At 58.8% G+C, this 13,844-nt stretch carries 10 protein-coding genes and 1 pseudogene; 9 read left to right on the top strand and 2 right to left on the bottom strand.

From position 1 onward, the window contains the following. Positions 1-399 precede the first annotated feature (399 nt). The gene (locus RSO67_RS25715) at positions 400-1,374 is read right to left on the bottom strand and encodes a helix-turn-helix domain-containing protein (protein WP_315841151.1); all 975 of its coding nucleotides are present in this window, start codon (positions 1,372-1,374) and stop codon (positions 400-402) included. Positions 1,375-1,426: 52 nt separating this feature from the next. Next, positions 1,427-2,419, bottom strand: coding sequence for a transporter (locus RSO67_RS25720; RefSeq protein ID WP_315841152.1), 993 nt, complete (start codon positions 2,417-2,419; stop codon positions 1,427-1,429). Positions 2,420-3,268: 849 nt separating this feature from the next. Here RSO67_RS25720 and RSO67_RS25725 point away from each other — a divergent pair. From RSO67_RS25725 to RSO67_RS25765, 9 genes and pseudogenes are all read left to right on the top strand, one after another. Beyond that, a complete protein-coding gene (locus RSO67_RS25725) occupies positions 3,269-4,201 on the top strand; it encodes a formylglycine-generating enzyme family protein (RefSeq protein WP_410001782.1) in 933 nt (310 codons plus the stop codon). 144 nt (positions 4,202-4,345) lie between these two features. Further along, positions 4,346-5,941, top strand: coding sequence for an arylsulfatase (locus tag RSO67_RS25730; protein WP_315844360.1), 1,596 nt, complete (start codon positions 4,346-4,348; stop codon positions 5,939-5,941). Between the two features lie 82 nt (positions 5,942-6,023). Continuing rightward, complete coding sequence (locus RSO67_RS25735; RefSeq protein ID WP_315841153.1) at positions 6,024-7,046, top strand: HAD family hydrolase; 1,023 nt, start codon at positions 6,024-6,026, stop codon at positions 7,044-7,046. Positions 7,047-7,077: 31 nt separating this feature from the next. Further along, entirely contained in the window at positions 7,078-8,394 is a 1,317-nt protein-coding gene (locus RSO67_RS25740; protein WP_315841154.1) for a DUF1214 domain-containing protein, read from the top strand. A gap of 74 nt (positions 8,395-8,468) precedes the next feature. Further along, a pseudogene (locus RSO67_RS25745) lies at positions 8,469-9,501 on the top strand (DUF1254 domain-containing protein). 10 nt (positions 9,502-9,511) lie between these two features. Continuing rightward, positions 9,512-9,757 carry a DUF3302 domain-containing protein gene (locus RSO67_RS25750; protein ID WP_315841155.1) on the top strand — a complete coding sequence of 82 codons (246 nt, stop codon included), beginning with the start codon at positions 9,512-9,514 and terminating at the stop codon, positions 9,755-9,757. Next, complete coding sequence (locus RSO67_RS25755; protein WP_315841156.1) at positions 9,754-10,695, top strand: efflux RND transporter periplasmic adaptor subunit; 942 nt, start codon at positions 9,754-9,756, stop codon at positions 10,693-10,695. Before RSO67_RS25750 ends, RSO67_RS25755 begins: the two co-directional genes overlap by 4 nt. An 8-nt stretch (positions 10,696-10,703) precedes the next feature. Then, entirely contained in the window at positions 10,704-12,824 is a 2,121-nt protein-coding gene (locus RSO67_RS25760) for an adenylate/guanylate cyclase domain-containing protein (RefSeq protein ID WP_315841157.1), read from the top strand. After that, entirely contained in the window at positions 12,821-13,828 is a 1,008-nt protein-coding gene (locus tag RSO67_RS25765) for an ABC transporter substrate-binding protein (protein ID WP_315841158.1), read from the top strand. Before RSO67_RS25760 ends, RSO67_RS25765 begins: the two co-directional genes overlap by 4 nt. Positions 13,829-13,844: the final 16 nt, after the last annotated feature.

Raw genomic sequence — 13,844 nt, forward strand, 5'->3', positions numbered from 1 at the left:
GGCGCGCGGCCGCACATTTCTTCCCGCGGGGAAATTTGGGCTTCGACTTGAGCCCGTGCCCCGCAAATTGGCCGGGTCAGGTCATACGGCCTAAAGGACTAGAGGTGACCTGAGGGCGGCTCTCGGCGCAAAGCGGAGGCTGGGACATTGCGCGCCGGCATCGCTAGCGATGGAGACTCCAGCAAGGCCTTGGTGTGAGCTTTAACCCATAAGCGAACAGCTTGAGCCTCGCGGCGAACATTCCTGGTTTTTCGGAGCCTGCGATAGGAACGCAAAAGGTCATAGCGGAGAATCGATGACGTCTCGCCATGTTCAGAGCGCGGACGCGGTTGCTCTACGCTGCCGATACTGTTGTGAAGAAAACTCTCGAACTTATGGAGCGCATCAAAGCTGGTAATATCATGCAACGGCGAGTGATCGCGTAGTGCGACGAGCGCCGAGCGTCTTCGACGGATGCTCTCCGAAAAGCGTGTGGTAGTAATAGGCGAAACGCCCCAATTCGATGAATCCATGTTCGATTGCGACTTTGGCCACTGTGGTTTGCGTCGGATCGCGTTCGCGCAGGATGGAATGAATGTTGCACAAGCGCTTGTGGCGCAGGAACGTCACCGGTCCCATACCCAGAACCTCGTCAAATGCTCGATGAAGGCTTCGACGAGATACGGCGAACTCGGTGCAAATCTCCGAGATATGGACTGGCCTCGTGCCCGCCGTATCGATGTAATGTTCGACGTTCCGGACCAGCGCGGTGGCGGATGTGTGTAGCCTCGCGGTGTCCGACGGCAGTGAATGCAGGACAGTTGCCATCATGGCATCCGTGATTGACCGTCTCCAGAAATCGGCCGACTGATCAGGAAAGTCGCCAGTCGAATCCGCGAGGCGCGAAGCGATCTTGCGCAATCTATAAATCGCAATTGCGCCGATGCGTGGATCGGCCGTGTAGTGGTTCTTTACACTCCATGTCGCGGGATCGGCCAAATCTGTTGCGCCGCCGAAGATGCTGGCGACGTCCGTCAAATCCAGACGAATGGCGGCGTAAGAGGAGGCGCCAAAAAACCTGCCGTCATGGTCGATGCTCGGCGGAATAACCAGAACGTCGCCGGGCTGCATGTCGTACGACCAGTGCGTTACACGATTGCTGGATCCCAGCAGCATTCCGATGATGAGCTTTTGCTCATTCGACGTTCGCTGCGTTCGAATTCCGGCTGAGAATGATCCAATGCTGAGAGAGAAATCCCCAATTCCGACGTGGGTCAGAGAACCACGTAGCTTGCCCCGCTCAAGTTGCATCACGTCCACGTGGGAGCCGTGAACTGCTTCGCGAAAACCCTCGAAGTCATTCACGCGGGCGGTTGTCACCGAAAGCTCACTCATCGTGTCGTCCCTTTCAATAGGACAGCAACAGGGTGAAGCACCCAAGACCCGCCTAGAACTTGGCCTTGATCGCTGATGACATCGGCTTCACCGAGGAATCGGCGGCCAGGGGCAGCGAGACGGTGAAAAAACCCGATGTGCCCTCCATGCGATTTTGCGCATCAAACTCACGATAGACTTTGATGCGCGTAGAAATCGGCAACTTCCCAACTTCAAATGTATATCCGACAGTTCCGCCGAGCGCGATGACACGGCCCTCGAACGATCCAAGTCTCGCGCCGCTGCCGCTGTCACCGGTGAATTGCTGATAGTAATAGCCTACGAGGCCGACAGTGAATTCCTTGGTGATGTACTTCGAGGCGGCCCATTCCAGATGGAACTCGTCGCCGGTCTTGTAGTCCGTCGCCCGGTTGGTTTGATTGAACGTGGCGCCCATCGCCATGGATAAATCAACACCGATTGTCGGGTCGAGCCATGTCAGCGCGCCGTAGATATCTACCCCGGGCCTATTCAGCGACGCATTGGACAACTGGCCCACAACGTAGCTTCCGGAAGGGATGATTCCGCTCACGCCAAGCTGCCAGTGGAAATTTCCCGAATGCCATCCGACAAAAGAGCTTACGAGGAAGTCGCTGACATTAAGCTCTGAGTCACTAACGTTCGCGCCGATCGGCCCCAGGCGCGGTGAATTCACCAGCAGGCCCGCGTTCACCCGCGGTTCGCCAAATGTCGGCACGGTGGCGGAGAAAGCCAGATCGCCGCCGAATATTTTCGCGGGCGTCACCCAGATCGTGGTTGGAAGATTCATCCAGGTCGTGGCGCTAACGTTCGCAACCAGCAAGCCTCCGAACGGGAGCGTTCGCCCACCGCCGATCTTGCCGTCATAAAAATACGTGTCGTCCTGGAAGTATAATCCCGGGGGCGGTGTAAAGCCGGCCATCGGGCCGCGAGCACCGAGCAGATAGACACCGACCGCGCCTTCTGCCGCTTTTGCATTCTCGGCGGCAGCAGCAACAAGCAGCATCGTACCGAAGCCAAAAATCATACGAGAACTATATCGCATCATACCTCCGCCCAAAGGAATCTGCGTGCGACCGCGCATATGGCCGATTGCAATCTAAACGGAATTTCTGTGGAACAACAACCTCCAAAGTCTGGCGTGAAAACTCGTGCTGACTTTTAGCAAAATTGCGAGCCGTGACGAGTGTCCCCTTAATCCTTGACGGCACGATCGAGAACTTTGGCACAAACTGCACATCCCAATTTCAGATCCTGCGCATAGTGTGCTCCTCGCTGGCCATCAAGTGAGCAGCGTTGACGCGGACAGGGTTTGTTTTTTGCTAAAATTTCTTTGCGTTGAAACAAGAAGGGACAGACACCATGACCTTCGACGATTCAAGGCTTCGCCGGAATGCTGCGATTTTCTTCGTGGCGGAACTCTTCGTCGTGGTTCAACTTGCGCCAGCGACCGCCGCCATGCCCGGTCATGGCGCATTGCACAAACTACAAGTCAACGACACGTCAGTGGTTGTCCCGGTCGTGGTTGTGCACAGAGGCCGAGCCGTCGTCGGGCCGCGCGGCGGGTGCTGTTGTGCGCCGATCAACGGTCGTTCGCCCGGCCGTTCGGACTGGTCGCTGGGTGCGCCCCGGGTGGTACAGGTGGCCGCCCGGCGGTGCGATCGCGGCAGGTGCTGCCATCGGTTTCGTGACAGCAGCGACGGCGGCCGCGTGGGCGGTGTCCCCGCCAGCACCCGGCTATTGTTGGTACTACACGGACCCAAGCCAGAGACAGGGATTCTGGGACGTTTGCCAATAGTCGATGGTTGATGGGAATGCCATGACGATGTTGCAAGCTAGCATCGAGCGAAGCGATCATTCAGCTGACGATCTGCGAATGGACGGCATGATGTGGATTCCGGGCGGGACCTTCCGCATGGGATCGGATCATCATTATCCCGAGGAAGCACCAAGTCACCGCGTGACCGTTGATGGCTTCTGGATCGACCAAACGCCTGTCACCAACCGGCAGTTCAAGCTGTTCATCAAAGCCACGGGGCATGTGACGCTCGCCGAGGTTCCGCCAGATCCGAAGGACTATCCCGGCGCACTGCCTCACATGCTCTATGCGGGTTCGCTGGTGTTCACCCCGCCGCGTCAGCCGGTCGATCTGCGCAATTGGGCCGAGTGGTGGTCCTTCATGAAAGGCGCCGACTGGCGCCATCCTTACGGACCCAAGACCAATATCAACGTGCACGACAATCATCCTGTCGTGCACGTTTCGTATTCGGATGCGCTCGCTTACGCAACATGGGCCGGCAAGGAGTTGCCGACCGAAGCAGAATGGGAGTTTGCCGCGCGCGGCGGCCTCGATGGCGCGGAGTTCGCATGGGGCGACGAGTTCACGCCGGGCGGTGCGCATATGGCCAATACCTGGCAGGGCGAATTCCCGCGGGAGAATCTTGGTCAGGATGGCTTTGAGCGCACGTCGCCTGTGACGGCTTTTCCGCCGAACGGGTATGGCGTTCACGACATGATCGGCAACGTCTGGGAATGGACTAGCGATTGGTACTCACCGAAACACGAAGCCGACGCGCCGAAGGCGTGCTGCATTCCTGAAAATCCGCGCGGCGGCCGCGAAGATCAAAGTTACGACACCTGCCAGCCGACCATCAGAATTCCACGCAAGGTGCTCAAAGGCGGATCGCACCTCTGCGCGCCAAATTATTGTCGCCGCTATCGGCCGGCCGCGCGCCACGCCGAACCGATCGACACGTCGACCAGCCATGTCGGATTCCGCTGTGTGACAAGGAAACTCGCTACGCAATGACCTTCAACTTCTTTGGGAAGAACGGAGAGTGCAATGACGAGCAGTGCGAAAGACCAGGACAAAGCCGAAGCGCCATCGAACGAAGCCGACAATCGCGCTCTCAGCCGCCGGAATATTTTGCTGGGCTCATCGGCGCTGGTGGCCATGGCGGCGATGACGACGGCCGCAGAGGCCCAGACGCAAAAGGCTGCGCCGACACCAGGACCGGCGCCAGCACCCGCCACGCCGTCCGGACGCAAGCCGAACATCCTCGTCATCTTCGGTGACGACGTAGGCCAGACCAACATCAGTGCTTATTCGTTCGGAGTGGTGGGCTACAAGACGCCGAATATCGATCGCCTTGCCAGGGAAGGCATGATGTTCACCGATTACTATGCGGAGAACAGCTGCACGGCGGGCCGGTCGACCTTCATCACGGGGCAATCCTGCCTCCGTACCGGCCTCTCCAAGGTCGGCGCACCCGGTGCTCCTGTTGGCCTCCAGAAGGGGGATATCACGATTGCCCAGGCGCTCAAGCCGCTGGGTTATGCGACGGGACAATTTGGCAAGAATCACCTCGGCGACCGCGATGAATACCTCCCGACCAATCACGGTTTCGATGAGTTCTTCGGCAACTTGTATCATCTCAATGCCGAGGAGGAGCCGGAGCAACCTTATTGGCCAAAAGACGATCCGGCTTTCCTCAAGGCATATCATCCACGCGGCGTGATCCGCAGCTATGCCGATGGCAAGATCGAGGATACAGGGCCGCTGACCCGGAAGCGGATGGAAACGATCGACGACGAGACGTCGGATGCCGCAGTCGATTTCATGACGCGACAAGTGAAGGCCAACAAGCCGTTCTTCACCTGGATGAATGCAACACGAATGCATGCCTTCACACATGTGCGCGATTCGATGCGTGGACAGAGCGGAATGGTCGGGAATGAGTACGCTGACGGCATGGTCGAACATGACGGCGATGTCGGAAAACTCCTGAAGGCCATCGACGATCTCGGCATCGCCGACAATACCATCGTCATCTACACGACCGATAATGGCCCTAATCAATGGTCGTGGCCCGATGCTGCTACGACGCCGTTTCGCAGCGAAAAAGATACCAACTGGGAAGGTGCGTTCCGCGTCCCGGCGATGGTTCGCTGGCCTGGGAAAATCAAGGCCGGTGAGATTTCCACCGGGATAGTCTCCGGTCTGGATTGGTTCCCGACACTGCTCGCGGCCGCCGGCGACACCGACGTCAAGGACCGGCTGCTCAAGGGATGGCAGCCGGCTGGCAATCCCACCACCTTCAAGAACTACCTCGATGGCTTCAACCAGCTCGATTACCTGACAGGGAAATCGCCCAAGAGCGCGCGTAACGAGTTTTATTACTTCAACGACGACGGCGACCTCGTCGCGATGCGTTATGACGATTGGAAGGTGGTTTTTTCCGAGCAGCGTATGCCGGGCGGCTTCGTGGTCTGGGCGAATCCCTTCACGACCTTGCGGGTGCCGAAGCTCTACAATCTTCGGATGGATCCTTATGAGCGCGCGGACGTGGTATCGGATCAATACTATGACTGGCTCACGAAGAACGATTACCTCATGGTCAAGGGGCAATTGAAGGCCGCGGCCTTCCTGCAGACATTCGCGGAATATCCGCCCAGTCAGCGTCCCGCGAGCTTTAATGTCGAGGGCGCGCGCAAGGAGGTCAACAAGGCGATCGACCAGTCGTTCAGGGCCCGCGGCCTCGAGAAGTAGATGCGGAGACAGAGGGGGCGTGCTGGCATCGTGCCAGCCGGCCCCTCACTTTTCGAGGCTTTCGATCGAGTGAGGTCTATCGATGACCGGAAAAATTGATCGTTTCTTCCGTCGCTGCATTCTGGCTTCGCTTGTCGCCAGTTCGCTTTGCGCGTTCCTGAGCCAGCACGCTCTTGCACAAGGCGATCCGCTGCCTTCATGGAACGACGGCGCGGTCAAGAAATCCATTATGGATTTCGTCGCAAAAGTTATCACGCAGGGCGGTGCAGATTTTGTGTCACCCGCCGAACGCATCGCTGTGTTCGACAATGATGGCACCCTGTGGTGCGAGCAACCGATCTATTTCCAGGCCGCCTTTGCGCTTGACCGCGTCAAGGCCATGGCGGCGCAGCATCCCGAGTGGAAGCAGCAGCAGCCGTTCAGGGCGTTTCTCTCCGGCGACAGAAAGGCGCTGGCGGAGCAGGGCGAGAAGGGCCTGCTGACGCTGGCAGCCACAGCGCATAGCGGGATGACCACGGATGAATTTGCAAAATCCGTGTCCGATTGGCTGGCAACGGCAAAACATCCACGCTTCAACCGCCCGTATAACGAGCTCATCTATCAGCCGATGGTCGAGCTGCTGGCCTATCTTCGCGCCAATGGCTTCAAGACATTCATCGTGTCCGGCGGCGGCGTCGAGTTCATGCGGGTGTGGGCCGAAAAGGCCTATGGCGTTCCGCCCGAGCAGGTGGTCGGCTCAAGCGGTGTCACGAAATATCAGCTCGACGCCGCGGGCAGGCCATCGCTGCTGAAGACGGCGAAGGTGCAGTTCATCGACGATGGGCCGGGGAAACCTGCCGGGATCAACATGATCATCGGCCGCCGTCCGATCCTCGCCTTCGGAAATTCCGATGGCGACCATCAGATGCTGCAATGGACCATGGCGGGAGGTGGCCCCCGCTTTGCCGGCATCGTGCACCACACCGATGCGGCACGCGAATATGCCTATGACCGGCCGTCGAAGATCGGACAGCTCGACAAGGCGTGGGACGAGGCGAAGGCAAATGGCTGGACCGTCGTGGATATGAAGCAGGACTGGAAGAAGGTCTTTGCCTTCGAGCCGTGACGGTTTTTATAGGCATGGATGGGAGTGGGTCATGAACAGATTTGTTTGCGCAGCATTCGCTCTGCTTTTGACGACGGCATGGGCGGCGAACGCCCAACCGCAACCCGCCCGCATCACGGACCAGGATATCAGTGACGCGTATATCTATCTTCTCGGCCGGCTGTTGGTCACGCGTCAGCAGCAACTTGATTTCCAGGAAGGGTTTAAATGGAACGAGCTGGTGCATCGCAAGCCCGGCGCCGTGGATTGGCCCAACCCCAATCTTGATGTTGCCTACTCCGAAGCCTGGGTCGCTGTCGACGACAGCAGTTGCACCATCGTCAGCCTGCCGAAGGTCGAGGGACGCTACTACACGGTCCACTTCCTCAATGGCTGGGGCGAGACAATAGCCAACATCAATGAGCGCCTCTTTCCCAAGCGGCCGTTCGGGGAGTTTGCCATGTGCCTCAGGGGCGCGAACGTTGCGATCCCTGCGGGAGCGACGCGCATCGATCTGCCGGTGAAATATTCTCGCGTGCTTGCCCGGGTCGAGCTTGGCTCCGATCCGGAGGCGGCAATCGCCTTGCAACATCAGTTCAAGTTCCAGGCAACAGGCGCGCCGAAACTTCCGGACATTCCCAAGACGCCGATATTCGAGCTTGAGACATTGCCGGGCGTCGAAGCTTTCGAGGCAGCCGATATTGCACTCGACAGCGAGGTTGATCTCAGCGTCGGGCTGGAAGCGTTGGGCCAGAAGGCTCGCGCCATCGCCAAGGCCATCAAGGACCCTGCCGAACGCGCGCGCGTGGATCAGGTGATCCGTATCCGTGCATTCGCCGACTTGGGTAAGGCCGGGGCCATCATCGGCCACGGCACGGTGCAGAACGGCTGGGCACGTCCCGGTGTTGTTGGAGAATATGGCCTCGATTATCTGGCGCGAACGTTGGTCAACAACGGCGGCATCTGGGCCAATATCAAGCCGGAAGTTCTCTACTATCGAGGAAGCCTCGATCAGGCCGGAGCCGAGATCAGCGGTGACAACGTCTATACACTGACCTTTCCGAAGGATGGGCTGCCGGCTCAGTATGCGACGTTCTTCTGGTCGGTGATCGCCGTGGACGGTCACCGTTTCCGCGTGCTGCCGAATCCAATCAACCGGTTTCTGATCAACAACCAGTCGAAGCTGCAATACGGCGCTGACGGTTCGCTGACGCTCTATTTTGCCGATCAGAAGCCTGCCGATGCGCCCGACGGCAACTGGCTGCCGACGCCGAAAGGGCAGAAGTACCGCCTCACATTCCGGTTCTATCGCCCGACAGAAGGCGTGGCGAACGGCACCTATTACCCGCCGCCGTTGGTCAAGCGGTGATGTGAGAGAGGACGGTAATTACAAGCGACTTCGCTATTGCAGGCTGTGAACTGAACACGAAAGGAATTTTCGTCATGAAGACACTTATTACTCTTTTTGTTTCAGGATTGGTGTGCGCCGCAGTCGTTGCCGCGCAGGCTCAATCACCAGCGGGCGTCACCGTGCCTGTCACGCTGGATAACTTTGCCCGTGCCGAGTCCGACGCCTATATCGGTAATCTTCTCAAAGAAGGAAGTTTGGGAAAGTTCAAGCATAACCGTGAGCCGGCGAGCATCGATAATCAAACGGTCATTCGCCTTAATCGCGACACGCTCTATTCGTTCGCCGTGTTCGACCTCGACGCGGGGCCTGTGACCGTCACGATGCCGAACGCGGGCAAGCGCTTTATGTCGCTGCAAATTATTAACGAGGACCATTATGTTCCGGCCGTTTATTATGGTGCCGGATCGCACAAATTGACAAAGGAGAATGTGGGCACGCGGTTACGCCGTGGCTGGCGTCCGTACGCTCGTCGATCCAAACAATCCCGAGGACCTCAAGCAGGTTCACGATCTGCAAGACGCGATCAAGGCAAGCCAGAAAGGTGAAGGGAAGCTCGATCTGCCGAATTGGGATCAGGCCGCCCGGAAAGATATCCACGACGCGCTTCTGGTGCTGGCGAAATATGCAGGCGGCTTCTCGCATGCCTTCGGCACCAAAGGGCAGGTCGATCCTATCAGGCATTTGATCGGGACGTCCGCGGGCTGGGGAGGCAATCCCGATAAGGACGCGACCTATCTCAGCTTCTCGCCATCGAAGAATGACGGCAACACAATCTACAAGCTCAACGTCAAGGACGTGCCGGTCGATGCGTTCTGGTCCGTCAGTCTCTACAATGCCGCCGGCTACTACGAGAAAAACCCGTACAACGCCTATTCGCTCAACAACCTTACTTCAAAAAAGAATGCCGATGGTTCGGTGAGCATCCATTTCGGCGGCTGTGACGGAAAAATCCCGAATTGCTTGCCGATCATGAAGGGCTGGAACTACACCGTGCGACTCTATCGTCCGCGCGCCGAAATCCTCAGCGGGAAATGGAAATTCCCGGAGGCGCAAGCGGTCAATTAAGGAGGCCTAGATGAGCGGATTCGACATCTTCGCCTGGATTGTCCTGATCATACTCATGGCTTGCGCGGTCGCGGTGTTCTGTATCGCCGGCTGGCTGCCCGGGCACATCGCGAAAACCCGCGGTCATCGGCAGGCGGAGGCAGTGACGGTCGCGGGCTGGGTGACCCTGATCTGCGGCTTCGCGCTCTGGCCGGTCGCGCTCATCTGGGCTTACGTCGATGTCCCTGTCTCCAGCAAGAGGGAGCAGCAATCATGATGATCGCGATCATGGCGGTTTATCTGGTTCTGCTGTTCGTTCTTGTGCGAACTGGTATTGTTCGTTTCAACCTCTTCTGGAAATGCTCTCCTTTCATTGTCCTTCTGCTTTTGAGCCTGTTGCTGTTCATTCCGATGGGATGGGGCGCGCCGCAGGGGCCTGCGTTGGTGGTTCGTCACTCGGTCTCCATCGTCCCGGACGTCGCCGGTGAGGTGATCGATGTTCCGGTCGCGGCCAATACCCCGCTCAAGGCAGGTGATGTGCTTTTCAGGATCGATCCGGTGCCCTTTGAGGCCCAGGTCAGGGGGATCGAAGCGCAGCTCAAACTATCGGATATGCGTCTTGCCCAGATGACGCAGCTCTTCGAGCGCGATTCCGGCCGCGGCTTCGATGTTGAGCAGCGGCAATCGGAGGTCGATCAGCTGACTGCACAGCGCGACAGCGCGCGGTGGAATCTGGACAAGACCATCGTGCGCGCACCGGCCGATGGCTATGTGACCAACGTCGCGCTGCGTAAGGGTGCGCGGGTGGCAAATCTCCCTCTGTCACCGGTGATGGCTTTCATCGATACGTCGGATACGATTGTCGGCGTCGAAATCGCACAGAACGATGCGCGATATCTGCGAAGTGGCCAGCCGGTCGAGGTCACGTTCAAGTTTCTCCCGGGCAAGATCTATACGGGGCGGGTGGAAAGTATCCTGCAAGCTGTCGCCACAGGGCAGACCCAGACGTCGGGTATTGCCGTGATGCCGAAAGCGGTGCAATCCGCGCCGTTCGTCGCCCGCGTGAAGCTCGATGACGCCGGGATTGCGGCGCAGTTGCCGGCAGGAAGTGCCGGTGAAGCCGCGATCTTCACCGACCACGTCAAGGCAACGCATATCATTCGCAAGGTGCTGTTGAGACAGATTGCGATCCTGAATTATGTCAATCCGTTTTGAGTCCTGAGATGACTACCAAGCGTTCAGCAGAGCGGCGCCCACTTCGTATCGGGTTTCGTACATCCATCGTCACGCTGTTCGTGGCGGTGGTACTGTTTGTCGGATTGACGCTGGTCTATTTCAGCTTCAGCCGTGTGTCGCTGATCACGCAGACGGCGGCAAGTACCTTTATCGACAAGGTGGCGCAGCTCGGCGCCGACCGGATCGATTCCAAATTCCGCAACGTGCGCGACAGCCTCGAAATTCTCGCCGGCCTTCCGTCGATCCAGTCGGCGGAGATCGAAGACAATTCGCGACTCTACAGTCTGATGGCCTCGATGCTGCGCAACAACCCGCAGATATTCAATCTCTATGTCGGCTATGAGGACGGCTCATTTCTTGAAATGGATGTGATCGACCGCGCCAAGCCGGCTTTCCGTGCAGGCCTCGGCGTGGATGAGGATGCCGCCTTCCGCGTGGTCATCATTTCACGCACCGGCAACGCATCGCCATCGCCCGCCACTATCTTCCTATCGGATAACCTGATCCAGGTTGCCGAAACCAAGGGCCCCACGACCTATGATCCTCGTCAGCGGCCCTGGTACGTCGAGGCCTTCAAGGATGAGAAAACACTGCTGACCGGGCCGTATGTGTTCTTTGCGACCGGCCAGCCCGGTTATACTTTGCGCACAGCGCTGAAGGAGGGCCGCCGCGGCGTAGTGGCCGCCGATCTCCTGCTCAATCGCCTTGAGATAATGCTGGACGAGCAAAGGCTCGGCGACTCCGGGGTTGCCTTTCTATTCAATGATTCGGCGCGGATCGTTGCGCATCCCGAGATGAGCCGGCTGATGGAGGAAATTCCCGAGCGCGGCAACGAGCTGCCGTCAATGAGTGCGATCAGGCTGCCCGGTCTTTCGCAGGCGGTTGAGACGTGGCGAAAGGGCGGTGCGTCTCAGCAGTTTTTTGCGGACGATGCCGGACGAACCTATGTCGCCGCCTTTCACGGTATCGAGACCGCGGGCAATGCCGGTATCAAGCTCGCTGTGATCGCGCCACTCGACGAATTTTTCGCAAAGATCATTTCGGAGCGGCGCGGCTTGTTTGCGCTGGCTCTCGGTTTTGTGCTCGGAATGCTGCCACTGGCGATCTGGCTTGGCTCCATGCTCGCGCGGTCGCTGCGCAGCCTCGCCCAACAAACCGACGAGATTCAGCATTTCAGGCTCGCGGATCGCCCGCGCCTGCATTCCGTCATCGATGAGATCAACGAGCTCGGCCGCTCGGTCTTTGCGACGCGGACTGTCATACGAAACTTCGCCAGTTTTGTGCCAAGGCCAATCGTGCGGCAGCTCATCGAGTCCGGAGCGTCGATCGAGCTCGGGGGAACGCGGCGGGAAGTCACCGTGCTCTTCACCGATGTCGCCGATTTCACGGCCAAGACGGAAAAGGCCGATCCGTCGGAAGTCATGATCTTCACGTCGCGCTATTTCGCGGCGCTGTCCGAGGTTATCATGAAATATCACGGCACGATCGATAAATTCATTGGCGATGCCGTGATGGCGTTCTGGAACGCGCCAGACGATGATCCCCACCACGTCGTCCATGCCTGCGAGGCCGTGCTCGCCTGTGTGAAACGCAATGGCGAGCTGAACGAACAGTTCCGCGGCGCCGGGTGGCCCGCCTATGGCACCCGCTTTGGTCTGCATGCAGGCGATGCGGTCGTCGGCAATGTCGGTTCCTCCGACCGCATGAATTACACTGCGCTCGGCGCGACCGTTAACCTCGCCGCGCGTCTGGAAGGGCTCAACAAAAATTATGGGACACAGGTGCTGGTCAGCGCCGCCGTGAAGGAGCGCGTCGAAGGACGCTTTTCTTTCCGCAGCATCGACGAGATCAAGCCGAAGGGCTTTGCGGAGGACGTGCGGATCTTTGAACTGCGTTGCGAGGCGGATGGAGCTTCGGAGCATGCCTTCTGCCAGCGCTGGGAAATCGTCTATGCCGCGATCCGGCAGGATAAGTCGGCCGTGGCCCTCGTGGGGGTCACCGACTTTCTTGCCCAGTATCCCGACGATGGTGTTGCGCAATACCATGCGGAACGGATTCGCGTGGAATTACAAGCGCCGCGCCGCGTTGCGAGCGGAGCGATGCAATGACGCGCGTGCTCCGTCCTTTCAACAGGCGTCAGATCCTGGCCGGTGGGCTTGCGGCAGGCGCCGCCTTTGCCGCTCCTGCGGTCGCGCAAGCGCGAACACGCGTTCGGCTGGGATACCTCCATGTCGTCGCCGTCGACGGCCAGATCTTCACCGGCCTCGATCTGGGCTCGTTCGACAAACAGGGTATCGATTTCGAGCTTGTCGAGTGCAATACCGGGCCGGAAGCGTTCGAGGCCATGGCGCGGGGAGAGGTGGATGTGCTGTCGGCGGGCGGAGTGATTTCGAACTATCTCGCGCTCGGTGCTGGCCGCGGCTTTCTGATCAACGATATCGAGATCGCCACTGCACAGCTCTGGGTTCGCCCGGACCGCGGGGTCAAATCCTTCGCCGATCTCCGTGGCAAGCGCATCGCGACAACGACGAGGACCACGGCGCATATCTTTCTGGACCGCGCCTTGCGCGCTAACGGCCTTGGCCTCGCCGACGTTCAAGTGGTCAACAGCAACATGTCGCAAGCCGTGGGCGCGTTCATTGCCGGAGAGGTGCCTGCCGTTGCGTTGTGGGTGCCGTTTAACCTCAGCGTCCGCGACAAGCTCCCGGATGCCATCAAGCTGGTGGATGCGTCCGCCTTCTATCCGCAGTCGGCAGTGGTTGGCGGCTGGGTCGCGCGGCACGAGTATTATGCCGCGCACAAGGACGTCTTGCAGCGGATCATCCGAGGCTGGGCGACCGCCAACGACCACATGTTGCGGAATCCCAAGGCCGCAGCGGAGTCTCTTCACCAGCGGCACTATCAGAACGCCTCGATTGCCGACATAGCAGAGGCGCTTAAGGCGCAAAAGATGTTCTCGTCACGGGAGTGGAAACGGCTTTATGCCGACGGCACGGTTACAAAATGGCTGCAGCAAGTCAGCGATTTCTTCGTGGTGGAAGCTGGCGTCACAACGGCGACGCCGGCCACGGACTATTTCGATTCCAGTTTGTATTTGGCAACGGTGAATTAGCAGCCAGTTTAAGCAA

Origin of the sequence: Tardiphaga sp. 709 (assembly GCF_032401055.1) — a bacterium.
In the GTDB taxonomy this organism is placed as follows: domain Bacteria; phylum Pseudomonadota; class Alphaproteobacteria; order Rhizobiales; family Xanthobacteraceae; genus Tardiphaga.

Bases quoted from the DNA above. Each gene is read 5' to 3' on its own strand.
- RSO67_RS25765 (WP_315841158.1), top strand. From the start codon at position 12,821: ATGACGCGCGTGCTCCGTCCTTTCAACAGGCGTCAGATCCTGGCCGGT.
- RSO67_RS25755 (WP_315841156.1), top strand. From the start codon at position 9,754: ATGATGATCGCGATCATGGCGGTTTATCTGGTTCTGCTGTTCGTTCTT.
- RSO67_RS25725 (WP_410001782.1), top strand. From the start codon at position 3,269: ATGGACGGCATGATGTGGATTCCGGGCGGGACCTTCCGCATGGGATCG.
- RSO67_RS25760 (WP_315841157.1), top strand. From the start codon at position 10,704: ATGACTACCAAGCGTTCAGCAGAGCGGCGCCCACTTCGTATCGGGTTT.
- RSO67_RS25750 (WP_315841155.1), top strand. From the start codon at position 9,512: ATGAGCGGATTCGACATCTTCGCCTGGATTGTCCTGATCATACTCATG.
- RSO67_RS25740 (WP_315841154.1), top strand. From the start codon at position 7,078: ATGAACAGATTTGTTTGCGCAGCATTCGCTCTGCTTTTGACGACGGCA.
- RSO67_RS25715 (WP_315841151.1), bottom strand. From the start codon at position 1,374: ATGAGTGAGCTTTCGGTGACAACCGCCCGCGTGAATGACTTCGAGGGT.
- RSO67_RS25720 (WP_315841152.1), bottom strand. From the start codon at position 2,419: ATGATTTTTGGCTTCGGTACGATGCTGCTTGTTGCTGCTGCCGCCGAG.
- RSO67_RS25730 (WP_315844360.1), top strand. From the start codon at position 4,346: ATGGCGGCGATGACGACGGCCGCAGAGGCCCAGACGCAAAAGGCTGCG.
- RSO67_RS25735 (WP_315841153.1), top strand. From the start codon at position 6,024: ATGACCGGAAAAATTGATCGTTTCTTCCGTCGCTGCATTCTGGCTTCG.